Origin of the sequence: Bradyrhizobium sp. NP1 (assembly GCF_030378205.1) — a bacterium.
Classification (GTDB): Bacteria; Pseudomonadota; Alphaproteobacteria; order Rhizobiales; family Xanthobacteraceae; genus Bradyrhizobium.
In genome coordinates this window covers 5,501,699-5,526,961 of sequence record NZ_CP127385.1, presented here as the reverse complement: position 1 = coordinate 5,526,961, position 25,263 = coordinate 5,501,699, and the positions used below count along the sequence as shown (strand labels likewise).

22 protein-coding genes are annotated in these 25,263 nt (G+C 64.9%); 11 read left to right on the top strand and 11 right to left on the bottom strand.

Going from position 1 to position 25,263, the window contains the following annotated elements; all coding sequences use genetic code 11:
- Positions 1-7: 7 nt before the first annotated feature.
- Both QOU61_RS26815 and QOU61_RS26810 read left to right on the top strand, forming a co-directional pair.
- Positions 8-1,108, top strand: coding sequence for a DegT/DnrJ/EryC1/StrS family aminotransferase (locus tag QOU61_RS26815; RefSeq protein ID WP_289654221.1), 1,101 nt, complete (start codon positions 8-10; stop codon positions 1,106-1,108).
- Between the two features lie 133 nt (positions 1,109-1,241).
- Positions 1,242-2,456 (top strand): OmpA family protein, encoded by a 1,215-nt coding sequence (locus QOU61_RS26810; RefSeq protein WP_289654220.1) that lies wholly within the window; start codon positions 1,242-1,244, stop codon positions 2,454-2,456.
- A gap of 116 nt (positions 2,457-2,572) precedes the next feature.
- Here the strand turns inward: QOU61_RS26810 and QOU61_RS26805 are convergent, their stop codons facing one another.
- The 7 genes from QOU61_RS26805 to QOU61_RS26775 form a co-directional block, all read right to left on the bottom strand.
- Positions 2,573-4,729 (bottom strand): SUMF1/EgtB/PvdO family nonheme iron enzyme, encoded by a 2,157-nt coding sequence (locus tag QOU61_RS26805; protein WP_289654219.1) that lies wholly within the window; start codon positions 4,727-4,729, stop codon positions 2,573-2,575.
- A 297-nt stretch (positions 4,730-5,026) separates the two neighbouring features.
- Positions 5,027-6,142: a hypothetical protein gene (locus QOU61_RS26800; protein WP_289654218.1), complete on the bottom strand. Its 1,116-nt coding sequence runs from the start codon at positions 6,140-6,142 to the stop codon at positions 5,027-5,029.
- Positions 6,143-6,231: 89 nt separating this feature from the next.
- Entirely contained in the window at positions 6,232-7,464 is a 1,233-nt protein-coding gene (locus QOU61_RS26795; RefSeq protein WP_289661779.1) for a phenylacetate--CoA ligase family protein, read from the bottom strand.
- Complete coding sequence (locus QOU61_RS26790) at positions 7,461-8,303, bottom strand: ABC transporter ATP-binding protein (protein WP_289654217.1); 843 nt, start codon at positions 8,301-8,303, stop codon at positions 7,461-7,463. The genes QOU61_RS26795 and QOU61_RS26790 overlap by 4 nt, the downstream gene beginning before the upstream one ends.
- Positions 8,304-8,459: 156 nt before the next feature.
- Positions 8,460-9,743 carry an ABC transporter substrate-binding protein gene (locus QOU61_RS26785; RefSeq protein ID WP_289654216.1) on the bottom strand — a complete coding sequence of 428 codons (1,284 nt, stop codon included), beginning with the start codon at positions 9,741-9,743 and terminating at the stop codon, positions 8,460-8,462.
- A gap of 49 nt (positions 9,744-9,792) precedes the next feature.
- Positions 9,793-10,863, bottom strand: coding sequence for a branched-chain amino acid ABC transporter permease (locus tag QOU61_RS26780; RefSeq protein ID WP_502876825.1), 1,071 nt, complete (start codon positions 10,861-10,863; stop codon positions 9,793-9,795).
- 2 nt (positions 10,864-10,865) lie between these two features.
- A complete protein-coding gene (locus QOU61_RS26775) occupies positions 10,866-11,759 on the bottom strand; it encodes a branched-chain amino acid ABC transporter permease (RefSeq protein WP_289654215.1) in 894 nt (297 codons plus the stop codon).
- 98 nt (positions 11,760-11,857) lie between these two features.
- On the opposite strand from QOU61_RS26775, the gene QOU61_RS26770 reads away from it, so the two are divergent.
- Complete coding sequence (locus tag QOU61_RS26770) at positions 11,858-12,223, top strand: endonuclease domain-containing protein (RefSeq protein ID WP_289654214.1); 366 nt, start codon at positions 11,858-11,860, stop codon at positions 12,221-12,223.
- Between the two features lie 68 nt (positions 12,224-12,291).
- Here the strand turns inward: QOU61_RS26770 and QOU61_RS26765 are convergent, their stop codons facing one another.
- Positions 12,292-14,223 carry a long-chain fatty acid--CoA ligase gene (locus QOU61_RS26765; protein ID WP_289654213.1) on the bottom strand — a complete coding sequence of 644 codons (1,932 nt, stop codon included), beginning with the start codon at positions 14,221-14,223 and terminating at the stop codon, positions 12,292-12,294.
- On the bottom strand, positions 14,220-15,035 hold the full coding sequence (locus QOU61_RS26760) for an ABC transporter ATP-binding protein (RefSeq protein ID WP_289654212.1): 816 nt from the start codon (positions 15,033-15,035) through the stop codon (positions 14,220-14,222). The genes QOU61_RS26765 and QOU61_RS26760 overlap by 4 nt, the downstream gene beginning before the upstream one ends.
- Positions 15,036-15,462: 427 nt before the next feature.
- On the opposite strand from QOU61_RS26760, the gene QOU61_RS26755 reads away from it, so the two are divergent.
- The 3 genes from QOU61_RS26755 to fcl all read left to right on the top strand — a co-directional run bounded on the left by QOU61_RS26755 (position 15,463) and on the right by fcl (position 18,324).
- A complete protein-coding gene (locus tag QOU61_RS26755) occupies positions 15,463-16,137 on the top strand; it encodes a Crp/Fnr family transcriptional regulator (protein WP_289661776.1) in 675 nt (224 codons plus the stop codon).
- 164 nt (positions 16,138-16,301) lie between these two features.
- Positions 16,302-17,387 (top strand): GDP-mannose 4,6-dehydratase, encoded by a 1,086-nt coding sequence (gene gmd, locus QOU61_RS26750; RefSeq protein WP_289654211.1) that lies wholly within the window; start codon positions 16,302-16,304, stop codon positions 17,385-17,387.
- Complete coding sequence (fcl, locus tag QOU61_RS26745) at positions 17,368-18,324, top strand: GDP-L-fucose synthase (RefSeq protein WP_289654210.1); 957 nt, start codon at positions 17,368-17,370, stop codon at positions 18,322-18,324. The genes gmd and fcl overlap by 20 nt, the downstream gene beginning before the upstream one ends.
- A 3-nt stretch (positions 18,325-18,327) precedes the next feature.
- On the opposite strand, the gene QOU61_RS26740 is transcribed toward fcl, so the two are convergent.
- A complete protein-coding gene (locus tag QOU61_RS26740) occupies positions 18,328-19,167 on the bottom strand; it encodes a uroporphyrinogen-III synthase (RefSeq protein ID WP_289654209.1) in 840 nt (279 codons plus the stop codon).
- A gap of 139 nt (positions 19,168-19,306) precedes the next feature.
- Between QOU61_RS26740 and purU the strand changes: the two genes are divergently transcribed.
- The gene (purU, locus tag QOU61_RS26735) at positions 19,307-20,170 is read left to right on the top strand and encodes a formyltetrahydrofolate deformylase (RefSeq protein ID WP_289654208.1); all 864 of its coding nucleotides are present in this window, start codon (positions 19,307-19,309) and stop codon (positions 20,168-20,170) included.
- A 25-nt stretch (positions 20,171-20,195) separates the two neighbouring features.
- On the opposite strand, the gene QOU61_RS26730 is transcribed toward purU, so the two are convergent.
- Positions 20,196-20,477, bottom strand: a complete 282-nt coding sequence (locus QOU61_RS26730; protein WP_289654207.1) for a hypothetical protein — start codon at positions 20,475-20,477, stop codon at positions 20,196-20,198.
- 280 nt (positions 20,478-20,757) lie between these two features.
- On the opposite strand from QOU61_RS26730, the gene QOU61_RS26725 reads away from it, so the two are divergent.
- From QOU61_RS26725 to QOU61_RS26710, 4 genes are all read left to right on the top strand, one after another.
- Entirely contained in the window at positions 20,758-21,933 is a 1,176-nt protein-coding gene (locus tag QOU61_RS26725; RefSeq protein WP_289654206.1) for an ABC transporter substrate-binding protein, read from the top strand.
- A 160-nt stretch (positions 21,934-22,093) separates the two neighbouring features.
- Positions 22,094-23,455, top strand: coding sequence for an MBOAT family O-acyltransferase (locus tag QOU61_RS26720; RefSeq protein WP_289654205.1), 1,362 nt, complete (start codon positions 22,094-22,096; stop codon positions 23,453-23,455).
- Between the two features lie 11 nt (positions 23,456-23,466).
- Entirely contained in the window at positions 23,467-24,351 is an 885-nt protein-coding gene (locus QOU61_RS26715) for a hypothetical protein (RefSeq protein WP_289654204.1), read from the top strand.
- 39 nt (positions 24,352-24,390) lie between these two features.
- Positions 24,391-25,260, top strand: coding sequence for a branched-chain amino acid ABC transporter permease (locus QOU61_RS26710; RefSeq protein WP_289654203.1), 870 nt, complete (start codon positions 24,391-24,393; stop codon positions 25,258-25,260).
- The last annotated feature ends 3 nt before the right edge of the window (positions 25,261-25,263 follow it).

Below are 25,263 nucleotides of genomic sequence, written 5' to 3'. Positions count from 1 at the left end.
AGGCTTGATGCCCGTACCATTCGCAGATCTCAACCTTCAATATCAGACCATCAAGAATGAGATCGACGCCGCCATCGCCGGTGTGATCCGCGACAGCGCCTTCATTCGCGGCGCGTATGTGGATGCGTTCGAACGCGACTTCGCGAAAGCCGTCGATGCCAGGCACTGCGTATCCTGTGCCAACGGCACCGATGCGCTCTACCTCGCCATGAAGGCGCTGAAGGTCAAGCCGGGCGACGAGGTGATCACGACGGCGCATTCCTGGATCTCCACCTCGGCGATGATCACCCACGCGGGCGCCACCGTGGTGTTCTGCGACACCGATGGGGAGACCTTCACCATTGATCCCGCGGCGATCGAAGCTGCGATCACGCCGCGCACGGTCGGCATCATCCCGGTGCATCTCTACGGTCAGCCCGCCGACATGGACGCCATCATGGCGATCGCGAACAAGCACAAGCTGTGGGTGATCGAGGATTGCGCGCAGGCGCACCTGGCGCGCTACAAGGGTCGCCAGGTCGGCACCTTCGGCTCGATCGCGACCTATTCGTTCTACCCCGGCAAGAATCTCGGCGCGATGGGCGACGCCGGTGCCGTCATCACCAACGACGCGCAGCTTGCCGAATACATGACCATGCTGGCGCGGCACGGCGGGCTGGTGAAGCACCAGCATCCGATCGAGGGCATCAACAGCCGGCTCGACGGCCTGCAGGCGGCGATTTTATCGGCCAAGCTGCCGCATCTTCCCGCCTGGACCGAGGCGCGCCAGGCCGCCGCAAAGGTCTATGATGCCGGCCTCAACCAGATCGAGGACGTGGTCGTGCCGCAGACGGCGGCAGGCCGCAGCCATGTCTATCATCTCTACACCATCCGCCATCCGCGCCGCGATGCGCTCGCCGCCCATCTGAACGCGCATGGCGTGCAGACCGCGATCCACTATCCCACGGCCCTGCCGCTGCTTCCGGCCTATGAGCGCTTCAAGCATCGCGCCGAGCAGTTTCCAAACGCGGTGCGCGACCAAGGACAGATCCTGTCGCTGCCGATGTTTGCCGAGATCACGGGCGCGCAGCAGGACGAGGTGATCAGGCTCGTCCGCGACTTCAGGTAGTCGAAACCCGGCCCCTGACCGGGAACGCTGCGCATGCAGCGTGCTGTCTGTCGCGGCAGACAGTGAAATGGATCACCTTCGTTTCCCTGCCCTGATGGTATATTTGTATGCTTTTGTCGGGGAGACGACGCCGATGAATATATTTCGGAATTTTCAGGGTTTGCTGGTCTTGATCTGCTGCGGCTTGGCTTGTAGCGCCGCTCAGGCGCAGACCTCGCCGACGGCCCCACCGGCCGCCGCGCCGCCGCCCGCGCCGGTGGCATTTGATGCCGCACTGTTGAAGGCAGCGAACGACCTGTTCTCGAAAGCCAACCTCGAGAGCGCGCCCGACAAGGTGACGCTGGTGATCGATCCCCTGATCGACGGCGTCACCGGCGCACAATCCAGTGCGACGCATCTCGAGGAGAAGCGGGTCGTCGAGCTGATCAAGAGCAATTATCCGCGCTTCCAGGTGGCGCGCTTTTCGTCCGAAACCGTCGCGAAATCCCCGGTCGTCCTGATCGGCACATTCACGGCGATCAACAATGCCGGTGTGGCGGGCGGCGCGCGCGACGCCTATCGCATCTGCCTTGCGCTGGCGGATCTGAAGAGCAAGACGATCATTTCGAAGGGCGTTGCGCGCGCGCTGCCCGAGGGCATCGACCCGACGCCGGTGGCGTTCTTTGCGGACAGCCCGATATTCGCCAAGGACGTTTCGACCGATGCCTATATCAAGAGCTGCCAGGGGAGCAAGGTCGGCGACACCATCGATCAGGCCTATGCCGACCGCATCCTCGTCGCTTCACTCGTCAACGATGGCATCGAGGCCTACGACGCAGGACGCTATCGCGACGCGCTCGACGTCTATCAAAGCGCGTTGAAGACGCCCGGCGGCGAGCAATTGCGCGTTCTCAACGGCATCTATCTTGCCAATTACAGACTTCGCCGCACCAAGCCCGCGATGGAGGCGTTCGGAAAGCTGATCGACTACGGGCTCAAGAGCGACCGGCTTGCCGTAAAATTCCTGTTCAAGCCCGGTTCGACCCAGTTCAACACCGATCCAAGCGTCAGGGCGCCCTACAGCGTCTGGCTGGAAAAGATCGCCGAGCGAACCGCGGCGAACAAGGGCTGCCTCGAGGTGGTTGGCCATACCAGCGCAACCGGCCTTGCACCCATCAACGACCGCTTGTCCGGTCTGCGCGCGGACTACATCAAGGACCGGCTCGAGGATGAAGACCGCTCGCTGCGCGGACGATTGATCGCAGCCGGAAAGGGCTCGCGCGAGATGATCGTCGGGACGGGCAGGGACGATGCCAGTGACGCGCTGGACCGGCGCGTGGAGTTCAAGGTCGTCAAATGCTCGACCTGATCTGGACCTGACGCGCGGTGACGATCTGAAGCCATCGCGCGTTGCTTCTTGCGCGGGCTCTTGGCGCGCAAGGCGTTTCTGCCTTCGCGAGGGAAACCGGCGTTCCTGCATGCGCCCTAGTTTCCGAGCGTCCGCGCGACCCGCAAGCCGATGTCGTCATGGCGCGCATCGGCATTGGCTTTGGCGCGGGCGGCCGGACGGAGCGCCGCCTCGGTGGAGAACCAGTCGCCGCCCCGCACCGTCCGCGTCGAGCAGCTGGCATTCAAATGAGCCGCGCCGTCGGCCCTCGCCGTCGCGTAGTCGCCATAGTAGCAATCCTCGGTCCATTCCCAGACGTTGCCGATCATGTCGTAGAGACCGAACGCATTTGGCGCGAGCGATCCGACGGGAGCCGTGAACGGATAGCCGTCGCGGCAGCCCATGTAGGACGCGTCGCCGGGCAGACCCGCTGACTTTGCCGACTGATCGGCGCCATTTGCGAATTTGCAGATCTCGCCGGGATCATTGCCGAAGCCAAAGCGCGAGGCGGCGCCCGCCCGTGCGGCATATTCGAACTCGGCCTCCGAGAGCAGCCGATAGGGCTTGCCGGTGGTCTGCGACAGCCATGCGACATAGGCTTTCGCATCGTCCCAGCTGACGCATACCGCCGGATGATTGCGCTCCTGGACATAGCCCGGATTGAGGAAGGAACGGTTGGCGCGATCCTGCGGATTGTTCTGCTCGAACGTGAAGCAGTGGTCGCCGGCCTTGTAGCCGGAGCTCGTCACAAAGGCGGCAAACTGATCCCGGGTCACCTCAAAACGGCCGATCGCAAGTGGTTGCCTGATGGCCACCTTGTGCTGCGGCCCTTCGTTCGCCGCCGCCAGGCCGGTGTCGATATCAGCGCGGCTCGATCCCATCACGACCTCGCCTGCGGGAACGACCACCATGTCAGGACAATTCCGGCATTCCGTGAAGACGTCCCGGGACGACAGTCCGCATTCCTCCGCCTGCGACAATGCCTGCGCCGTCCGGGACGACATTGACTCAAGGCGCGTGGATGCGCCCGCGCAAACCGTCGATACAGCGGGACCGTCGCTCTTCGTCTCCTTGCCGATCCCGCTGCTTTCGATCACGACTCTGGCGATCCGCGCCGCTTCCTCGATCCTTGCCTTGGCGGTCGCTTTTTCGGCTGCCTTTTCGGCTGCCTTGGCCGTTTCGGCCGCCGCCTGCTCGGCCAGGATCCTGGCATCCTGGGCGGCCTTTGCCTGCGCTGCGATTCTCGCGCGCTCGGCTTCTGCGGCTTTGGCGTCGTCCAGTGCTTTCTTCCGCGCCGCCAGGCGGTCCGCTTCTTCGGCGGCAGCCTTCGCGGCGGCAAGCTTGTCGCGCTGTGCCCTGGCGAGGTCGCTGTAGAAGCCGGAAGGGTATTTGCCGATAAAGGAATCCCAGGCCGAAATCACGTTGATCTGCCGGGCGAGGTCGTAATCGTCCTTGGCGGCCTTGTCGGTGTCGACGGCAGGCGATGCCGGCACGAGCGCGACGTCGTCGCCGCCGAGCGAGCCGTAGATGAAGGGTTCCTGCCGGTTGCGGGTCACTTTCAGGACATCGTCGCGCACGAAGCCGAATGCCTTGCGCAGATCAAGTCCGGGCCGCGGCAAGTACTTGAGCAGTGCCGCGGTGAACGGACTGTTCTTGTCGTCGCCATCGGTCGCGGTGAAGCCCGCCTTGGCAGCGAAGGCGATCAGCGTGTTCGGAGTGACCGGCTCGACCTTGGCGAGCCCGCGCCCGACCGCGCGCGCGGCCAGGGTCCGCTTCATGTTCTTGCCGAACGGGTTGTCGCGGCATGCGTCAAGGATGACAAGCCGGAGCTGCCGGGCCGGCTCGATGACCGTGAGCACGCGATCGAGCGGCATGGCCTCGTCGAAAGCATCAATGTCGCGTTCGAGGACAGCATCCACCGGGATGAGATAGTTGATGCCGTCGACTTCCATCCCATGGCCGGCGTAGTAGACGATGACAACGTCGGCGTCCCGCGCGTCGTCGGAAAAGTCTCGTAAGACGCGGCGCAGCTCGGCGATCCCGAGATCGTGCCTTGCCGCGACGACGTTGAAGCCGGCGTTCTTGAACATTTCCGACATCGCGTCGGCGTCCCTCGCCGGATTGGCAAGCGGCGGCACCTTTTTATAGGCGGAATTGCCGATCACCAGCGCGATGCGTTTTTCGGCGAACGCCGGTTCGCTGAAAAGCCACATCGACAAGGCGGCCAAAACGACGGCAGAGGCGGCGCGAAACATGGGTCGAAATCCGGAAAAGCCCGAACATAGCATAACAAGGCCGCCGTCACCGCCGGTGACAGTGACCATGCTCACAATCGGAACCGGCGCGAGGTACTTGTCGGCATATGACGTTTCGGAAGCGCGGTGCCCGCTCCGTTGTTCGAGTGGCGGCCTCGTCCGCAGCTCGCGGCCTCCAGGCGATCGCACCCCTATCGGCAGAGCACGCCGCCGCCGTTATTCGGCGTCAGCTCGAGCGCAAGTTTCTGGACGCCCCGGCCGGCATCGACCTGACAGGCATTGCGCTTCGGCAAGCCCTCACATCGGAGCCAGCGCCAGCCTGCCGGCGTCGGTGAGCGCGCCGCAGCGGAAGATGGTCGAGCCGGCATCGCCGGGATGACCGCCCCATGAGAAATAGATCGATCCCGCGAGCCGGCCCTGGCGTTCAAACTCGGCCAGCGCGCCGCGCATGGTGCCGATCAGCTGCGTTCGCGTCCGCTCGTCGACCGGGCATGTCTTGTCCTGATTGTTAAACCCCCATTCCGTCAACCAACACGGCTTGGCCGCCGAGCAGAGGCCAAAGGCCTCCTTGTCGAGAATCGCGGCGAGGGTCGCGACCGTTCTCTTGGGATCGCCGGCGGGATAGACGTGCACGCTGTAGCCGTCGGCGAGCCGGTCCAGGCCATGCCGTCGCATGAATTCCAGCGTCGCGGGGATGCTGACCCCGTCGAGCTTTTGGCCCGGCTTCTTCCCCGGTAACCCGCCATCGGCCAGCCCTGCCGAGATGATGGGTGTGGCGGCGTTGGCTCGCGCGTGGTCCCGAACATCCTTCAGCGCTGCCAGCACCTTAAGATAGGCCTGGTAGCTCGCGGCGATGGCGCGACCTTCCGCGTCGCCGGGATTGTCGAGATCGGAAAGCGAGAGAACGCGTCCCGAGGCCTGGCCGGGCAGGAAGTCGCCGTTGAAATAGGGCCCGTTGATTTCGTTGCCGAGCTCGAAAGCGACAAGGCGTACATTCGCGGCTTCCAGCGGCGCAAGCTGGCTCGTCAGCCACGCCTTGAATTTCGTGGGGTCGGCGTCAGTCAGGGCAGGTTGGGCCCATTGCAATCCCACCGAGGGATCGGCGGGGCGGGTGTGGGCGCCCGAAGCGCCTGCTGTGGGGTAGATGATCGCGATCACGCCGATGCCGCTCGCATGGGCCTTGGTGATGAAGCGGTTGAAGCCTTCGCCAATGCCGGTCCGGACCACTTTCACGTCGTCCTTTTGCAGTTGCGCGATCAGGGCGTCCTGCTGCTGCTCGTTCATCTGCTGGATGCCGACGACGTTGACGCCGACCACGATGTTTCCGGCCTCCGCCCGGTCAAGTGACAGCGCAATGGTCGAAAAAATAGCGGCGCAAAGAATCAGAAAGGCATGAACGGGTCGGCACGACATCTGGGCTCCCCTGCGGCTAACGGCCTGGGGGCGCATGCTGCTGCCGATGTTTGGCGCGGGAGTGACAAGAGTCGCGCAGGCAAATGCTTTCACCGCTCGTCCGCGATCACCTTGCCGTCATTGGGCAGCGCGCCCGCGCCGACCAGCTCGACCGCGCCGCCGAGCTTCGTCACCGCGCGCAGGGTCGCGCCGATTTCGTTTTGCAGTGCCTCGCTCGGCGCGCCACTTTCGGCCCGAAGCGTCATCGCATCGGCTTCGCCGGCGCGCGTCACCACGAGACGCAGGCGGCCGAGCTCCGGATGGCGCTTGCCGATCTCGGCGATCTGCTCGGGGCGGACGAACATGCCCTTGACCTTGGTGGTCTGGTCGGCGCGGCCCATCCAGCCCGCGATGCGCAGGTTGGTGCGGCCGCAGGGGCTCACGCCGGGGAGGGCGGCCGTGAGGTCGCCGAGCGCAAGCCGGATCCAGGGATGATCGGGGTCGAGCGAGGTGACGACGATCTCGCCGACCTCGCCTGGTGCAACGGGATCGCCGGTGCCGGGCCGCACGATCTCGAGGATCAGGTCCTCGTTCACGATCATCCCCTCGCGCGCTTCGGTCTCGTAGGCGATGATGCCGAGATCGGCGGTGCCGAAAGCCTGATAGGCGTCGATGCCGCGCGCCTTGATCTCGGCCTGCAGCGAGGGTGGAAACGCGGCGCCGGACACCACCGCCCGCTTGATCGACGAGGCGTCGCGGCCGGTGGCTGCGCCCGCGTCCAGCAGGATCTTGAGGAAATCCGGCGTGCCGCTGTAGCCGACCGGCCGGTAGGCCTCGATCAGCTCGAATTGCTGCTCGGTATTCCCGGGGCCGGCCGGGATCACCGCGCAGCCCAGCGCCCGGGCCGAGCCGTCGAAAATGAAGCCGCCGGGGGTCAAATGGTAGCTGAACGTGTTCAGCACGACGTCGCCGGGCCGGAACCCGGCCGCGTAGAGGGCCCGCGCGCCGCGCCAGGGGTCGGCATGGGTGCTCTCCGGCTCGAAGATCGGCCCGGGGGACGTAAAAAGCCTCCCAAACGCGCCCAGAGGCCCTGTGGTGAGCCCGCCGAAGGGCGGGGCGGCGCGATGCAGCGCCGGCAGTTCGGATTTACGCAGCACCGGCAGGCGTGCCAGGGCGGCGCGCGAGGTGACGCCGGCAGGATCGATGCCCCCAAGCCGCTCCGCATAGGCCGGCGCGGCAAGCGCCTTGCGCAGGACCTCCGGCAGGCGAGCAAAAAGGTCGGCCTCACGCGCCGCCGGGTCGCGGGTCTCAAGGCCGTCGTAATGGCCGCCCCGGGTGCTCACAGCCACCGCTTCCGCCGTTTGAAGCTCTTCAGGTTCTTGAAGCTCTTGCGCTGGTCGCCGGCGCCGCCGAGGTAGAATTCCTTGACGTCCTCGTTGTCGCGCAGCTCGTCCGCGGTGCCTTCCAGCACCACCTTGCCCTGCTCCATGATGTAGCCGTGGCTTGCGACCGAGAGCGCGGCACGCGCGTTCTGCTCGACCAGCAGGATGGTGACGCCGAGGTCGCGGTTGATCTCCCGGATGATCGAGAACACCTCTTTCACGAGCAAAGGCGACAGGCCCATCGAGGGTTCGTCCATCAGGATCATCTTCGGCCGCGCCATCAGCGCGCGCCCGATCGCGAGCATCTGCTGCTCGCCGCCGGACAGATAGCCGGCAAGCCCGGTGCGCTCCTTCAGGCGCGGGAAATATTTGAATACCATGTCGATGTCGGCATCGACCTTGCGGTCGTTGCGGGTGAAGGCGCCGAGCCGCAAATTCTCCAGCGAGGTCATGTCGGCGACGATGCGGCGGCCTTCCATCACCTGGAAGATACCGCGGCGGACGATCTTGTCGGGATCGATGCCGTCGATGCGCTCGCCATCGAAGATGATCTCGCCGCGCGTGACCTCACCGTCCTCGGTCTTGAGCAGGCCGGAGATCGCCTTCAGCGTCGTTGACTTGCCGGCGCCGTTGGCCCCGAGCAGCGCGACGATCGCGCTCTTCGGCACGTCGAGGCTTAAGCCGCGCAGCACCAGGATGACGTCGTCGTAGACGACCTCGATGTTGCGCACGCTGAGGATCGGCGCCTGGTCGGTGCCGGTGGCAGTTGGGCTTGTTGCAGTTGCGACGGAAGGTTGCACCGACGAAACCCTGTTCGAATGTTGCTGTCTTTGTCACCTCCCCCTGCAAGGGGGAGGTCGGCGAGCCCGTTAGGGCGAGGCGGGAGGGGGTCGTTCATTCTTCGCGGTGTGACCCCCACGCCCGACCCTCCCCCTTTCAGGGGGAGGGAGAAGAAATCACCACCCGAGCCAGTCGGCCTTGCGCGGCAGCTCGACTGTCTTGACCTTCTCGAGCTTGATCGTGCCCTTGGCCATCAGGTCGTTGAGGTCGCCGTCGGTCGCGCCGGAAATCTTGGCGCGGTAGAGGTCGACCTTGAGCGTGCCGCGGTGGTCCTTCTCGGTCCAGGTCGAGGGGTTGCAGACGCCCTCCATGCCTGCCGGCACCCAGTCCTTCTTCTGGTAATAACCCTTGGCGACGTTCTCGCCGGTCGCGCCGCCGTTCTTGGCGGCCCAGTCGAGCGCTTCCTTCATGTACAGCGCCGAGCAGACCGCGGCGATGTAGTGCACCGGGCGATAGACCTTGCCCGTGGGGTCGGACATTTTCGAGATTTCCATCACCGTCTTCATGCCGGGCGCGTTGCCGCCCCAGCCGACCGCGGTCCGCAGCGGGAAGATCACGCCGTCGGCGGCATCGCCCGCGGTTTTCGCCGCGTTCTCGTCCATGCCCCATACATTGCCGAGGAACTGCACGTTGACGCCGGCCGCCTTGCAGGCCTTCAGCACGGAAATGTTGGAGGCCGCGGTGTTGCCGAGATAGGCGTAGTTGGCGCCGGAGCTCTTCAGGCTCAGGCACTGCGCGCTGTAGTCGCCGGGCGTGAGCGCAAACACGAGCGGCGGCAGAACCTCGAAGCCGAGTTCGGTCGCGAGCGCCTCACCGGCTGCCTTCGGCGCGTTCGGGTAGGGGTGGTTGGCGCCCATGTGGACGAACTTCGGCTTACCCGACTTGCCCTTGGCCTTCCAGTCATCCGCCGCCCAGGTCAGCATCGCGCGCATCGCGTCCGAATAGCTCGGGCCGTAGAAGAAATTGTACGGCGCCGGCTTGGCCTTGCCGCTGGTACCCTCGGGGTCGGTCAGCGCGGCGGCGTAGGAGCCGGACATGTCGGGGATCTTGTCCTGCGCGAGGAAGCCGGTCAGCGCCTCGGTATCCGCGGTGCCCCAGCCCATGATCGCCGCGACCTTGTTGTCGGGCGCCGACCACTTCTTGTAGAGCGCGATCGCGCGCGGCACCTGATAGCCGTAGTCGTTGGTGTCGACATTGACCTGCTTGCCGCCAATGCCGCCGTTCTTGTTGATCCAGGCGAAGGTGTCGGCGACTGCCTGGCCATAGGGCGTACCGACGTCGGACGTGCCGCCGGAATAGTCCGCCAGATGCCCGATCGCGATCTGTGCCTGGGCCGTGGCCGACGCGCTGCCGATCAGCAGCGCCAGCGAAACCGTGCCCAAAAGGGATTTCATCGTCATCAGTGTTTCCTCCTGTTGTTCGTTGCTGTCGAATGGCCCCGTTCCGGCCTCAATGCGAGAACGGGTAAAGCTTCCAGTAGGCCTTGATCTGTCGCCACCGGTGCGCGAGCCCGTCAGGCTCGAACATCAGGAAGCCGATGATGATCAGGCCGATCGCGATCTCGCGCAGAAAGGTGATGTTGTTGTTCAGCGACAGCGCATGGTCGATCGCGCTGCCCTTCAGGTGCACGCTGATCCACTCCATCGATTCCGGCAGCAGCACCACGAAGGCGGTGCCCATCAGCGTGCCCATGATCGAGCCGGTGCCGCCGATGATGACCATGGCCAGGAACAGGATCGAGCGCTCGATGCCGAAGCCTTCCTGCGAGATCACGAGCTGGTAGTGCGCATAAAGCGCGCCGGCGATGCCGGCGAAGAAGGCGGCAAGCCCGAACGACAGCGTGCGGTACTTGGTCAGGTTGATGCCCATGATCTCGGCGGAGAGGTAGTGGTCGCGGAGCGCGACCAGCGCGCGGCCGTCGCGCGTGCGCATCAGATTGGTGACGAGGATGAAGCTTGCCAGCAGATAGGCCAGCACCACGTAGAAATATTGCCGGTCGCCGCGCAGCGTATAGCCGAAGATCGAGAACGGATTGGCGCTCGCCGGCACCGAGCCGCCGGAGAACCATTCCGCGCGGGAGAAGAAGTCGAGCAGGATATACTGCGCCGCGAGCGTGGCGATGACGAGGTAGAGACCCTTGAGCCGCGCCGCCGGCAGGCCGAAGATCAGGCCCACGAGCGCGGTGACGACGCCGGCCAGGGGAATCGCGAAGAACACCGGGATCGGCGCGTTGTTGGAGATGTAGGCCGAGGTGAAGGCGCCGAGCAGGAAGAACGCGGCGTGTCCGATCGAGATCTGGCCGGTGAAGCCGACCAGGATGTTCAGCCCCAGCGCCGCGATCGCGAAGATGCCGATCTGGATCGAGACCGACAGCCAGTATTCGCTGAAGATCTGCGGCGCCAGGCAAAGCAGCGCGACGCCTGCTATCGTGAAGTTGCGGCTCGTCGTGGTCGGAAAGATCGTGGTGTCCGCAGCATAGCTGGTGCGGAAGTCGCCGGCGGGAATGAGGGAATGCGCCATGATCAGATCCGCTCGATGTCCTTGGTGCCGAACAGCCCGTACGGCTTGATCATCAGGATGATGATCAGGACGTAGAACGGCGCGATCTCGTAGAGATTGCCCCAGTGCAGATACTCGCTGTCGACATATTGCGCGATATTTTCGAGTAGCCCGATGATGATGCCGCCGAGCACGGCACCGCCGATCGAATCGAGCCCGCCAAGGATCGCGGCCGGAAACACCTTGATGCCGTAGGTCGACAGGCCGGAGGACACGCCGTTGACGACGGCGACCACGACGCCCGCGACCGCCGAGACGGTCGCCGAGATCGCCCAGGCCATCGCGAACACGTTTTTCACGGAAATGCCGAGCGATTGCGCGACCTGCTGGTTGAAGGCGGTGGCGCGCATGGCAAGGCCATATTTCGAGGAACGGAAGAACCAGGCCATGCCGACCATCATCGCGAGCGAGACGACGAGGCTCATGACATAGACGGTCTGGATCGGTATGCCGAAGAAGTCCATCGCCTGGTTCTGGAACACGCGCGGAAAGGGCTGCGGGTTGACGCCGAAGATCCATTTCAGCGCGGCCTGGAACACCATCGACAGCCCGATCGTCACCATGATCACCGAGATGATCGGCTCGCCGATCATCGGACGCAGGATCAAGACCTGGATCGCGATGCCGAACACGAACATGAAGACGAGCGTCAAGGGCATGCCGAGCCAGAACGGCACGTTGTATTTCAGCAGCAGCGCCCAGCACACCCAGGCGCCGATCAACAGCAGCTCGCCTTGCGCGAAATTGACGACTTGCGTCGCCTTGTAGATCAGCACGAAAGACATCGCGACCACGCCGTAGAGCGTGCCGACCACGAGGCCGTTGACCAGGAGCTGGATGAGGAAGGCGGTGTTCATGCGGGCCTATTCGGGTGATGCCGCGAGGTGCTAACCTCTCCCCGCTTGCGGGGAGAGGTCGACGCGCGGAGCGCGTCGGGTGAGGGGGAGTTTCCGCTTTGCGTCCTGCCAATGAGATCAAGACGGGACGTGCCAGGCGCTTGCGGCATGCAGCTACCGATGCAGAAACCGCTCTCTGGCGGAGGCTCCGGTCTCGCCAGGTCAATGGCTCCAAATTCGTGCGCCAAGAACCGATTGGCCCGTACACCGTCGACTTTGTTTGCCGCGAGAGCCGCCTCGTAGTTGAGGTGGACGGCGGGCAACATGCTGACAATGCCGGCGACGTCGTTCGCGACAAATGGCTTGCCGACCACAATTACCGTGTGCTGAGATTCTGGAACAACGATGTGCTGGGCAATATTTCCGGTGTGCTGGAAACGATTGCCGACGCCCTTGCGGAAGCTCCCCCTCACCCGGATCGCTGACGCGACCCGACCTCTCCCCGCAGGCGGGGAGAGGTGAAGGCAGCGGCTGTCGGTCTGCCAACTCTGCATCATTCCGCGGCCTCCGCGATGACGGCTTCGCGGCCGAGATCGACGACCTCGAGCGAGGTGCGCACGCGCTGGGTGGTGCCGTCCTGGAAGCGGATCACGGTGTCGACCGGGATGCGTTGGGCGCCGCGATAGATGGAGTCGATGATATCGGCGTATTTCTCGTTGATGACACCGCGGCGCACCTTGCGCGTGCGCGTCAGCTCGCCGTCGTCGGCGTCGAGCTCCTTGTAGAGCAGGAGGAAGCGGGAGATGCGCTGCGCCGGCGGCAGCGTGGCGTTGACGGCCTCGACTTCCTTGCGCAACAGCGCATAGACCTCAGGCCGCGAGGCGAGGTCGCTATAGGTGGTGAAGGCGATGCGGCTCTTCTCCGCCCATTTCGAGATGATCGAGTAGCGGATGCAGATCATCGCGGCGAGTGCGTCGCGCCCGGCGCCGAGCACCACGGCTTCCGCGACATAGGGCGAGAACTTCAGCTTGTTCTCGATATATTGCGGCGAGAAGCGTTCGCCGCGCGCGGTCTCGGCCAGATCCTTGATGCGGTCGATCACCACAAGCTGGCGGTTGTCGTTGAAATAGCCGGCATCGCCGGAATGCATCCAGCCGTCCTTCAGATCGGCGGCGCTGGCTTCCGCGTTCTTGTAGTAGCCCAGGAACATGTTGGGATGGCGCACCACGATCTCGCCGACACCCTGGATGTCGGGATTGTCGATCCGCATTTCGATCTCGCTGCCCATCGCGACCCCCGTGGTGTCGGGATCGATCCTGTCGGCCGGGTGCAGCGTGTAGGCGCCGAGCAGCTCGGTCTGGCCGTACAGCGTGCGCAGCGGCACGCCCATGGCCTGGAAGAACTTGAATGTGTCGGGGCCGAGTGCCGCGCCGCCGGTCGCGGCCGAGCGCAGCCGCGTGAAGCCGAGCCGGTCGCGCAGCGCACGGAACAGCAGCATGTCGGCGAAGGCCGAATGCCGGCCCTTGTCCAGCGCCGCAAGTCCGCTCTTCATGCCGAGCTCGTAGAGGCTCTGCTTCAGGGGCGAGGCGTCCATCACGCCGGCGCGGACGTCGGCCGCGATCTGCTCCCAGACCCTTGGTGCGAACAGCACGAAGGTCGGCGCGATCTCGCGGAAGTCGTTCATCATGGTGTCGGGCTCTTCGACGAAGTTGACCTTCATCCGGCAGAGCAGCGCTTTGCCGAGCGCGTAGACCTGTTCCATGATCCAGGGCAGCGGCAGCACCGAGACGTATTCGTCGTCCGGGCCCTTGGGATCGAAGGTGAGATAGGTCGCGCAGTGCCGCAGCACCCGCGCCGGCGCCAGCATCGCAAGCTTCGGGTTCGCGGTCGTCCCCGAGGTGGTGCAGAGGATCGCGGTTTCCTCGCCATTGGTCGCGTCGACCAGCCTGTCATAGAGGTCCGGCTCCCGCTGGGCGCGGGCGCGCCCCATCTCGGCAAGCTTGTCGGCCGCGAGCAGGCGCGGATCGTCATATTTGCGCATGCCGCGCGGGTCGGAATAGACGATGTGCTTGAGTGCGGGCACGCGGTCGGCAAGCCCCAACAGCTTGTCGACCTGCTCTTCGTCTTCGGCGAAGACGAGCTTGGCTTCGCCGTAATTGAGCAGGTACGCCGCTTCCTCTTCCAGCACGTCGCGGTAGAGCCCCAGGCTAAAGCCGGCAAGCGCGTGGGTTGCGATCTCGGCTGCGACCCAGTCGGGGCGGTTGTCGCCGATGATGCCGACGACGTCGCCGCGGCCAATCCCCAGCTCGACCATGCCGAGCGCGAAGTCGTGGACGCGGGCCTGGTAGTCGTGCCAGGTGAACACCCGCCACAGGCCGAGATCCTTTTCGCGCAGCGCGACTTCCGAGCCATGCTGCTTCGCGTTGAGGCGGAGCAGTTTCGGATAGGTGTCGGCCTCTCCGGCGCGCGCGGCGTAGTCCATCATGCGACGCGCTCCGCCGGCGCATCGTCCGGATCGACCAGCACCTCGTCCTCCTCGCCGAGATAGGCGCGCTTGACGTGTGGATCGGCGAGCACCGCGGCCGGATCGCCCTCGGCGATCTTGCGGCCGAAATCAAGCACCATGACGCGGTGGGAGATGTCCATCACCACGCCCATGTCGTGCTCGATCATCATCACCGTCATGCCGAACTCCTCGTTCAGGTCGACGATGTAGCGCGCCATGTCCTCCTTTTCCTCGAAGTTCATGCCGGCCATCGGCTCGTCGAGCAGGATGAGCCGCGGCTCCAGCGCCATGGCACGCGCAAGCTCGACGCGCTTGCGCAGGCCGTAGGGAAGGGTGCCGGCGGTCGCCTTGCGCACCGACTGCAGGTCGAGGAAGTCGATGATCTCCTCCACCTTGCGGCGATGCGTCAGCTCCTCGCGCCGCGCGCCGGTCAGCCAGTACAGCGAGCCCGTGATGAAGTTGTTCTTCAAGAGGTGGTGGCGCCCGACCATGATGTTGTCGAGCACGCTCATATGGTGGAACAGCGCGAGGTTCTGGAACGTGCGGCCGATGCCGAGCGAGGCGCGGGCGTTCGGGTTGAGCGCGGTGACGTCCTTGTCGCGATAGATCAGCGAGCCCTCGGTCGGCCGGTAGCGCCCCGAGATGCAATTGACGATCGACGTCTTGCCGGCGCCGTTCGGGCCGATGATCGAAAACAATTCGCCGTCGTTGACGCTGAAGCTGACATCAGTCAGCGCGCGCACGCCGCCGAAGCGCAGTGATACCCCGCGCACGTCCAATGCGTTGGCCACCTCGTTCCTCCAAACACGACAATCCGGCGTTTGACACGCTCTTCGTCCACATTCGACGCCACGAATGCCGACCTTACATCGGCCGTCATGGGTAGACCACCCGACTATCGGCGGCGGACGCCTTGGCCCGCGCGCGCCGTCAGGATTTCGAGCATTTCCCGCCGCGCCCGGCGAGCCGGATGTCGTGCGTGGTAACGCCGCACCCGCAACCCGCGATCTTCGATCTGCCACTGGCTGACGAAGGGCCGCAGGGTGGTCCTCCATAGTGGAAAGCGATATTGAGAAATGTCATGTGCCTGACAATTAGGCGGCAAAATTCATCCCTGGTGTTCAGCCGCGCGCGCGGGCGGCGCGGCTGGGTTAAATGCGCCTTGTTGCGATGCAGCACGAGTGGCGGGAGCGCCGGCATGCGGCAGCCGACGGGATCATGATTGCTGCGGACCACCTGAAGCGCATCGCGGCGTGGTCGCGCGATCTGACCGAGCGTGAGGTCGAGGTGGCGCGCGCCGGCATCGTGGAGCGGTCATACGGCGCCAACGAATTCATCTTCATGCGCGGCGACGACTTCGAATACTGGGCCGGCGTGGTGACCGGGCTCGCGCGGATGGGCACGGTGTCGCGCGGCGGCAAGGCGACGAGCTTCACCGGCCTCACCGCGGGCGCCTGGTTCGGCGAGGGCTCGGTGCTGAAGAACGAGCCGCGGCGTTACGACGTGATGGCGCTGCGCGACACCCGCGCGGCGCTGATGGATCGCGCCACCTTCGTCCGGCTGTTCGAGAACAGCGTGGGCTTCAACCGCTTCCTGGTCAGCCAGCTCAACGAGCGGCTCGGGCAGTTCATCGGGCTGCTCGAATATGGCCGCACGCTGGACGCGACCGCGCGGCTGGCGCGCTCGATCGCCTCGCTGTTCAACCCGATCCTCTATCCGGACCTGACGCCGTATCTGGAGATCACCCAAGAGGAAATCGGTGCGCTGACCGGCATCTCCCGGCAGAATGCGAACCAATGTCTGAAGCGGCTGGAGAAGGAAGGCCTGCTGCGGCTCGAATATGGCGGCATCACCATCGTCGACCTGGAGCGGCTGCGCAGCTACGGGGAATAGGCAAAAGCCGCGCGATTTCAGTCACGTAGACCAGGAAATTCAGCCGATATTGGATTAGACTTCGCCGCAGGCGGATGCTAAGGCCGGCCCCGCCGGGGCGGGTCGCGATAGGGTGAGTCCGCCGCGCGCTTTCGGGGCAGAGGCGGCCGCGCTATGGAGAGGGCATGACGGCTCAGGATTCGCAGCGGCGCGTGGCGCTCATCACCGGCGTCACCGGCCAGGACGGCGCCTATCTCGCGGACTACCTGCTTGGCCAAGGCTACATCGTCCATGGCATCAAGCGGCGTTCGTCGTCCTTCAACACCGCCCGCATCGACCATCTCTACGAAGACCCGCACACCGGCAACGTGCCGTTCCTGCTGCATTACGGCGACATGACCGACTCGACCAACCTGATCCGGCTGATGCAGCAGATCAGGCCGACCGAGATCTACAATCTGGCGGCGCAGAGCCATGTCGGCGTCAGCTTCGAGAGCCCGGAATATACCGCCAATGCCGACGCCATCGGCGTGCTGCGGCTTTTGGAAGCGATCCGCATCCTCGGCATGGAGAAGGAGACGCGGTTCTACCAGGCCTCGACCTCGGAACTTTACGGCCTCGTCCAGCAGGTGCCCCAGAAGGAAACCACGCCGTTCTACCCGCGCTCACCCTACGGCGTCGCAAAACTCTACGGCTACTGGATCACGGTGAACTACCGCGAGGCCTACGGCATGTTTGCCAGTAACGGCATCCTGTTCAACCATGAGAGCCCGATCCGCGGCGAGACCTTCGTCACCCGCAAGATCAGCCGCGGCGTCGCGCGCATCGAGGTCGGGCTCGAGACCACGCTCTATCTCGGCAATCTCGAGGCCAAGCGCGACTGGGGCCATGCCCGCGACTATGTCGAGGGCATGCATCGGATCCTGCAGGCGGACAAGCCCGACGATTTCGTGCTGGCGACCGGGGAGACCCGCTCGGTGCGGGAATTCGTCGAATTGTGCTTCGCCGAGGTCGACCGCAAGATCGAGTGGCGCGGCAAGGGCGTCGAGGAGACCGGGGTCGACAGGAAGACCGGCAAGACGCTGGTGCGCATCGATCCCGTCTATTTCCGCCCCACCGAGGTTGACCTCCTGGTCGGCGACGCTAGCAAGGCCCGCGACAAGCTCGGCTGGAAGCCGAAGACCACATTCGCCCAGCTCGTCAGCGAAATGGTGGCGAGCGATCTTGACGAGGCCAAGCGCGAGATTGCCCATGGCAGGAACGCCGTTTGAGCTAAAAGGCAAGACTGTCTTCGTCGCCGGCCATCGCGGCATGGTCGGCTCGGCGCTCGTGCGTCGGCTGGCGCGCGAGGACGTCGAGCTGCTGACGCCGACGAGCGCGGAACTCGACCTGCGCGACCAGGCGGCGGTGTTCGACTGGTTCGCGACCAGGACGCCGCAGGTGGTCCTGCTCGCCGCCGCCAGGGTCGGCGGCATCGTCGCCAACAACACGCTGCGCGCCGAATTCATCTACGACAACCTGACGATCGCCGCCAACGTCATCCACGCCGCCCACCTCAACAAGGCGGAGAAGCTGATGTTTCTCGGCTCCTCCTGCATCTATCCGAGGCTCGCCACCCAGCCGCTGCGCGAGGACGCGATGCTGACCGGCGCGCTGGAACAGACCAACGAGCCCTATGCGATCGCCAAGATCGCCGGGATCAAGATGGTGGAAGCCTATCGCAGCCAGTATGGCTGCGACTTCATCAGCGTGATGCCGACCAACCTCTACGGTCCCGGCGACAACTATCATCCGGAATACAGCCATGTCGTCGCGGCCCTGATCCGCCGTTTCCACGAGGCGAAAGTGTCCGGCGCCGCCAATGTCGTGGTCTGGGGCACCGGCACGCCGCGCCGCGAATTCCTCTATGTCGACGACATGGCGGACGCCTGCATGCACCTGATGAAGGTCTATTCGGACGGGCGGCTGATCAATATCGGCACCGGCGAGGACGTTACGATCGCCGAGTTCGCGACCCTCGTCGCCAAGGTGGTCGGCTATCACGGCGCGATCAGCTTCGATCCCTCGCGGCCCGACGGCACGCCGCGGAAGCTGCTCGACGTCAGCCGCCTGAACGCGCTCGGCTGGCACGCGCGCACGCCGCTGGAGGAGGGGCTTAGGCTGGCCTACGAATCCTACCTGCGCGAGCACAGGCAGGCGGCCGAATAGCCGCTAACGCGCCGCCCGCGGCGGGTTCTTCGAAAGCGCGGCCGCCATCGCCGAGATCAGCGGTTTCATGAAATAGGCGCCCTCAGCCGGCGAAATAGCCGCGCGCAGCCCGTGCGATGTCAGTTCCTCCGACACGACGGGTCCGACGGAGGCGATCGGCGTCTTTTCGAGCCCCTCGCGCAGGCGCGCCTCGCAGCCATGCGCCGCCGCCACCTCGAACAGGCGACGCGCCTGGCCCGAGCTCGTCAGCGCAATGGCGTCGATCTGGCCCTTCGCCATCGCCTCGATCGCGGTGACGATGTTGGCGTCGGCCGCCTTGGCGTCATAGACGTAAGGCAGGACCGCATCGACGTCGGCGCCTTGCGCGGCCAGCTTCGAGATCAGCGCGCCATGGTCGCGGTCGGGATAGAGCTGCAGCCCCAGCCGGTGGCCGTGCAGGTCGATCCGCGACAGCATCTCGGCGATCCCTTCCGAGGTCGGCTTCTCCGTGGTCGCTTGCGGCTCCAGTCCGATCTCGCGCAAGGCGCGGCCCGGCTTCGGGCCGCGGGCGAATTTTTGTGCGCTGGCGAGCGCGCCAATGAAATCCTTTTCGATTCCGAGCCGGGTTGCGACCTTCATCAGCCGGCGCAGGCCTTCGCCGGTCGTCAGCACGAGATCGTCGAGCGGCCTTGCGATGGCGCGGCGGATCCAGGCCTCGACCGGCGCCGGATCGGGCGCGTCATGGATCGTGAACATCGGGCATTGCACGACGTCGGCGCCCTGCTCGGCGAGCAGGCGGGAGAACTGCGCCTCTTCGCGCGTTTCCAGGATCAGGATGCGATAGCCGTTGAGCCGGTCAGGCATGGTCTTGTCCTAACGGATTGCAGGATTGATTTTGTTCATCCTGACTCTGCGATCAGCGTTGGCGCAAGCTGGCGGCGGTGGTAGAGCGGGGCGCGAAAGTCCCTATTTCCGGCGCTGCCTATATCTTAAGCAAGCTTCGATGACCGACCATCAATATGTGTTGACGCTTTCCTGTCCGGACCGCCCCGGCATCGTCTCGGCGGTGTCGACCTTCCTCGCCCATAACGGACAGAACATCCTCGACGCCCAGCAGTTCGACGATGTCGAGACCCAGAATTTCTTCATGCGGGTGGTGTTCACCGCGGCCGACCTCGCGGTCGAATTGTCGGCGCTGCAGACCGGCTTTACCGCCATCGCCGAGCGCTTTGCCATGACCTGGCAGATGCGCGAGCGCGCCAGCCGCCGCCGCGTGATGCTGCTGGTGTCGACCTCCGATCACTGCCTGGTCGACATCCTCTACCGCTGGCGCACCGGCGAGCTGGAGATGATCCCGACCGCGATCGTCTCCAACCATCCGCGCGAGACCTACAAGCATCTCGATTTCGGCGAGATCCCGTTTCACTATTTGCCCGTGACGCGGGAAACCAAGCAGGACCAGGAGGCGCAGATCTGGCGGCTGGTCCAGGACACGAAGACCGACCTCGTGGTGCTGGCGCGCTACATGCAGATCCTCTCCGACGACCTCTCGGAGAAGCTTTCCGGGATGTCCATCAACATCCACCACTCGTTCCTGCCGGGGTTCAAGGGCGCCAAGCCCTATCACCAGGCGCATGCGCGCGGCGTCAAGCTGATCGGCGCCACCGCGCACTACGTGACGAGCGACCTCGACGAGGGCCCGATCATCGACCAGGACGTCGAGCGCATCAGCCACCGCGACATGCCCGAGGATCTCGTGCGCAAGGGCCGCGACATCGAGCGGCGGGTGCTGGCGCGCGCCATCCGCTATCACCTCGCCGACCGCGTCCTCCTCAATGGCCGCAAGACGGTGGTGTTCACCGACTAAGCGTGCGCGACGCAGACGTTAGGCCCTAGCGGACAGGGTCCAGCGGCGGCGCCCCGTCCGCCTTTGGCTGTTCGGCCGGCCGCTCGGATGCGGGCATCTGCCGTAGCCGTTCCCGCTCCTTCATGTACTCGTCGTATTTCGCGGTGCCCGGCCGCGGCGGGGCGTCGGAAGGCAGCCCGCCCGCCCATTGCGGAAGGCTGTCCGCGACCCCGGCCGATACCCGCTCGTTGACCGAGGCGCAGCCGGCCAGCGTTGCCGCGGCGAGCGCGGCAATCAGGAGCAGAGACGGGCGAGCGGCAGGGGACATCGGTATGATCGTGAGCCTCGGAGACGGATCGGGAGTGCGGTTCTAGCGGCTAACCGGAAACATTGGCTTATTCGCGTCCAAGGTATTATAGCACCAACAATGCTTGTCCGGACGGCACCTTTCGCCGGCTCGCCGCTCCGCGCCTATTGTCCGGATTGACAAATTTGCGCGGAGGCGACGCCATGCCGCGCCGCTACACGGCGGAAAATCTGGACTATGGTGAGGCAGGGCCGCCGATTTCGATCCGAACTGCGAGATGGCCGACCAAGGGGAAACGTTCATGTTCAGTTGTGCAAAAATGCTGTCGCTTGCCGCGACGGCCGTGGCGATTGCGGGCGCGGCGCTGCCGGCGCGGGCGCAGGACGCCGTCAAGATCGGCCTGATCGTGCCGATGACCGGAGGCCAGGCGTCGACCGGCAAGCAGATCGACAACGCGATCAAGCTCTACATGCAGCAGCATGGCGACACCGTCGCCGGCAAAAAGATCGAGGTCATCCTGAAGGACGACGCGGCGCTGCCCGACAACACCAAGCGCCTTGCCCAGGAGCTGATCGTCAACGACAAGGTCAATTTCATCGCGGGCTTCGGCGTGACGCCGGCCGCGCTGGCCGCCGCTCCGCTCGCCACCCAGGCCAAAATTCCGGAAGTCGTGATGGCGGCCGGCACCTCCGTGATCACCGAGCGCTCGCCCTATATCGTGCGCACCAGCTTCACGCTGGCGCAGTCCTCCACCATCATCGGCGACTGGGCGGTCAAGAACGGCATCAAGAAGGTCGCGACCCTGACCTCCGACTATGCGCCCGGCAACGACGCGCTGAACTTCTTCAAGGAGCACTTCACCGCAGGCGGCGGCCAGATCGTCGAGGAGGTCAAGGTGCCGCTGGCCAATCCCGATTTCGCGCCGTTCCTGCAGCGCATGAAGGACGCCAAGCCCGACGCGATGTTCGTGTTCGTGCCGGCGGGGCAGGGCGGCAACTTCATGAAGCAGTATGCCGAGCGCGGCCTCGACAAGGCCGGCATCAAGGTGATCGGGCCCGGCGACGTGATGGACGACGACCTGCTCAACGGCATGGGCGATGCGGCGATCGGCACGGTCACCGCGCATCTCTACTCGGCCGCGCATCCGTCGGCGATGAACAAGGAATTCGTCGCCGCCTACAAGAAGGCGTTCGGCAACCGCCCCGGCTTCATGGCGGTCAGCGGCTATGACGGCATCCATCTGATCTACGAGGCGCTCAAGAAGACCGGCGGCAAGACCGACGGCGATGCGCTGATCGAGGCCATGAAAGGGATGAAGTGGGAGAGCCCGCGCGGTCCGATCTCGATCGATCCGGAGACGCGCGACATCGTGCAGAACATCTACATCCGCAAGGTGGAGAAGGTCGACGGCGAGCTCTACAACGTCGAGTTCGCGACCTTCGAGGCGGTCAAGGATGCCGGCAAGACCAAGAAGTGACGCGCGCGTCGTCCCGGGGTTGCGCAAAACCGCAACCCCGGGGGCGCGAAGTTCCGGGTTCGGCGCATCGCGCCGCCCGGAATGACCCCTTGCATTTGATGTTCTCCGGCGGCATGACCGTCGCTTCGAGCAACCTCTCCGATGGCGCCGCCGGGCTTTCATGACCTTCGCATCGTGGCAGTTTGGCGTCTTCGCCGCGGCCGTCTTTGTCGCGTATTACCTGCCAATGCTGCGGGCGTATCAGGTGCAGGTCCTGATCGTCGCGAGCCTCATCTTCTACGGCTACGGCCAGCCGGAACTCCTGCCGCTGCTCTTCGTCGCCGTGCTCGGGACCTATCTGTTTCTGGTGCTGGCGTGCCGCGACCGCCGGCTGTGGCTGCCGATCGGCATCGCCTTCAACCTCGCGCTGCTCGCCTTCTTCAAATACAAGTTCCTGTTTCTGGGGCCCGTGCCCGCGCCGACCGGCCAGCCGCTGATCGATTTCCTGCTGCGGCTGCCGCTGCCGATCGGCATTTCCTTCTTCGTGTTCCACAATATCAGCCTGCTGGTCGATCTGACCAAAAAGCAGGCGCCACGCGCTGACCTCGCCGGCGTCTTCCTCTACATCATCTTCTTTCCGCAGCTCGTCTCGGGCCCGATCACGCGCGCCGAGATGTTCATGCCGCAGATCCGTCCGAAATATTTTTTCGAGATTCCCATCCTCGATGCGACGAAATGGATCCTGAGCGGATTCTTCTTCAAGCTGTTCGTGGCGAACAATCTCAACGAGATGACGTCGCACATGGCGTTTCCGCTCTATGAGGCGCTGCAGACGCAGGACCGCTGGCTGCTCGTGTTCCTCTACAGCTACCAGATCTACGCCGACTTCTTCGGCTATTCCGCGATCGCGCTCGGGCTCGGGCTGCTGTTCGGCTATCGACTGCCGGTCAATTTCAATCTGCCCTATATCTCCGCCTCGTTTTCCGAGTTCTGGACCCGCTGGCACATCTCCTTGTCGACGTGGCTGCGCACCTATCTCTACATTCCGCTCGGCGGCAATCGGCGCGGTGCGATCAGGACCTACCTGAATCTGATCATCGTGATGGGGCTGGGCGGGCTCTGGCACGGCGCAGGGCTGGGCTATCTGCTCTGGGGCCTGCTGCACGGCGTGTTCCTCGCCCTGGAGCGGCCGCTGTTGCCGGCGCTGACCGCGGTCAAGTCGACCTGGTTCCGCATCGCGCGGATCGGCGTGGTGTTCGTCTGCGTCAGTTTCCTCTGGATCTTTTTCAAGCTGCCCGAGTTCGATCACGCCTGGGCCTATCTTGCCGGCATGTTCGTGCCCTCGACCAATCCGAACCCGACCAAGCTGTTCCACAATCTGGCGCTGATCTATTCGCTGCCGGTGATCCTGCAGCATCTCGGCATCGGTCGGCTGGTGGAGACACGGCTGCGCTTTGCCGAACCTTTTCTCTACGGTCTGCTCGCGGCGCTGGCCTATCTGGAAGCCGGGCCCGAATCCGCCTTCATCTATTTCCAGTTCTAAAGGGCTGCCGCGTGGCGCAACAATCGGTCGTATCCTGGCTCTGCAAATGCGCGATCACGGCGCTGGCGCTGCTTCTCGCCTGCGGTGTCGCCACTGCGCTGGTCGGCAGCCGGTTGCAGATGCCGGCGACCACCACGCGCGACGGGACGCTGGCCACCCTCAACCGCTATGTCGAGGCGTTGACCCCGGACATCGTGCTCGCGGGCAGCTCGATGACCTTTCGTCTCCGGGAGGAGTATTTTGCGAGCCCCAGCCTGCGCAACGTGGCGCTTTCGGGCGGCTCGCCGATCACCGGCCTTGAGGTCGTGCTCAGCCAGCCACGTGTTCCCCGGCTGATCCTGGTCGAGACCAACGTAATCTCGCGCGACGCCGACGAGGCGCTCGCGGCCCGCTATGCGCATGGCCGAAGCCTTGAACCTCGCTTCATCAGGCCGATCCGGGCCGCGGTCGCGGCCTATGAGAACTGGCGCCACGCGTCGCCGACCCACGCGCAAGTCGTGGCCGAAATGGACCGTCTGCTGAAAGCACCGCCCAGCGATTTCGACAGCCGCCTCTACCTGGAGCGGATGCTGGCGTCGTTCGATCAGGACCCCGCGACGGCGGCGCAGGCCAATGCTGACCGGTTGCTCGATCTGGCGGGGCAGGCCCGGCGGCGCGGCGCGCGGGTGCTGTTGTTCGAGCTGCCATACCCGGCACGGCTCGAGACGACCCGTTGGGTCGAGGTCACCCGCAACGTCGTGCACGCCCGCTTTCCCGACCCCGCCCAGTGGCTGCCGATCGACGTCGACACCGCGCAACTGCGCTGGCTCGACGGCATCCACCTCGACGATCGCTCCGCCATGCTGGTGTCGCGGTCGATCGAGCGCGCGGTCGGGCTGTTGGCAAAGCCGGATTGATCTTGTGAGCGATGTAAGGCGGGTTGTAGTCTCGCTGCCATGACCGCGGTTCTCACCAATCTTTTCGACGGCGTCGCCTACGGCATGCTGCTGTTCGTGCTGGCCTGCGGGCTTGCGGTCACGCTCGGCCTGATGAACTTCGTCAACCTCGCGCATGGCGCGTTCGCGATGGCGGGCGGCTATGTCTGCGCCGTGCTGGTCAACCGCGCCGGCTGGCCATTCTTTGCCGGCCTGCCGCTGGCCTTTGTCGCGAGCGCCTTGATCGGCGCGGTGCTGGAGCGGCTGCTCTATCGTCACCTCTACACCCGAAGCCATCTCGACCAGGTGCTGTTCTCGGTCGGCCTCGTCTTCATGTCGGTGGCGGCGGTCGACTACATCATGGGGTCCTCGCGCATCTTCATCAATTTGCCGTCGGTGCTCGAGGGGCAGATCGACATGTTCGGCGTCGGCATCGGCCGCTACCGGCTGATGATCGTCGTGATCTGCGGCCTGCTCACGGCAGGGCTCCAGCTCGTGCTGGCGCGCACGCGCTTCGGCAGCCGCCTGCGCGCCGCGGTCGACGACCCGCGCGTGGCGAGCGGGCTCGGCATCAACGTGCCGCAGGTATTCGCCTTCACCTTCGCCTTCGGCTGTGGACTGGCCGGGCTCGGCGGCGCGCTGAGCGCGGAGATCCTCGGGCTCGATCCCTATTTCCCGCTGAAATTCATGATCTACTTCCTGATCGTCGTGACGGTCGGCGGCTCGTCCTCGATCACCGGGCCGTTCCTGGCGTCGCTCCTGCTCGGCATCGCCGACGTCGCCGGCAAATATTACGTCCCGAAAATGGGGCCGTTCGTGATCTACACCGTCATGATCGTGATCCTGCTCTGGCGCCCGAACGGCCTGTTCGGCCGCACCGCGGCGCGATGAGGT

What these genes read in the sequence shown, in the direction of transcription:
- QOU61_RS26815 (WP_289654221.1), top strand. Translation starts at nt 8, where the DNA reads ATGCCCGTACCATTCGCAGATCTCAACCTTCAATATCAGACCATCAAG.
- gmd (WP_289654211.1), top strand. Translation starts at nt 16,302, where the DNA reads ATGACGGCTCAGGATTCGCAGCGGCGCGTGGCGCTCATCACCGGCGTC.
- purU (WP_289654208.1), top strand. Translation starts at nt 19,307, where the DNA reads ATGACCGACCATCAATATGTGTTGACGCTTTCCTGTCCGGACCGCCCC.
- QOU61_RS26765 (WP_289654213.1), bottom strand. Translation starts at nt 14,223, where the DNA reads ATGATGGACTACGCCGCGCGCGCCGGAGAGGCCGACACCTATCCGAAA.
- QOU61_RS26810 (WP_289654220.1), top strand. Translation starts at nt 1,242, where the DNA reads ATGAATATATTTCGGAATTTTCAGGGTTTGCTGGTCTTGATCTGCTGC.
- QOU61_RS26805 (WP_289654219.1), bottom strand. Translation starts at nt 4,729, where the DNA reads ATGTTTCGCGCCGCCTCTGCCGTCGTTTTGGCCGCCTTGTCGATGTGG.
- QOU61_RS26725 (WP_289654206.1), top strand. Translation starts at nt 20,758, where the DNA reads ATGTTCAGTTGTGCAAAAATGCTGTCGCTTGCCGCGACGGCCGTGGCG.
- QOU61_RS26775 (WP_289654215.1), bottom strand. Translation starts at nt 11,759, where the DNA reads ATGAACACCGCCTTCCTCATCCAGCTCCTGGTCAACGGCCTCGTGGTC.
- QOU61_RS26740 (WP_289654209.1), bottom strand. Translation starts at nt 19,167, where the DNA reads ATGCCTGACCGGCTCAACGGCTATCGCATCCTGATCCTGGAAACGCGC.
- fcl (WP_289654210.1), top strand. Translation starts at nt 17,368, where the DNA reads ATGGCAGGAACGCCGTTTGAGCTAAAAGGCAAGACTGTCTTCGTCGCC.
- QOU61_RS26785 (WP_289654216.1), bottom strand. Translation starts at nt 9,743, where the DNA reads ATGACGATGAAATCCCTTTTGGGCACGGTTTCGCTGGCGCTGCTGATC.
- QOU61_RS26800 (WP_289654218.1), bottom strand. Translation starts at nt 6,142, where the DNA reads ATGTCGTGCCGACCCGTTCATGCCTTTCTGATTCTTTGCGCCGCTATT.
- QOU61_RS26730 (WP_289654207.1), bottom strand. Translation starts at nt 20,477, where the DNA reads ATGTCCCCTGCCGCTCGCCCGTCTCTGCTCCTGATTGCCGCGCTCGCC.
- QOU61_RS26755 (WP_289661776.1), top strand. Translation starts at nt 15,463, where the DNA reads ATGATTGCTGCGGACCACCTGAAGCGCATCGCGGCGTGGTCGCGCGAT.
- QOU61_RS26780 (WP_502876825.1), bottom strand. Translation starts at nt 10,863, where the DNA reads ATGGCGCATTCCCTCATTCCCGCCGGCGACTTCCGCACCAGCTATGCT.
- QOU61_RS26710 (WP_289654203.1), top strand. Translation starts at nt 24,391, where the DNA reads ATGACCGCGGTTCTCACCAATCTTTTCGACGGCGTCGCCTACGGCATG.
- QOU61_RS26720 (WP_289654205.1), top strand. Translation starts at nt 22,094, where the DNA reads ATGACCTTCGCATCGTGGCAGTTTGGCGTCTTCGCCGCGGCCGTCTTT.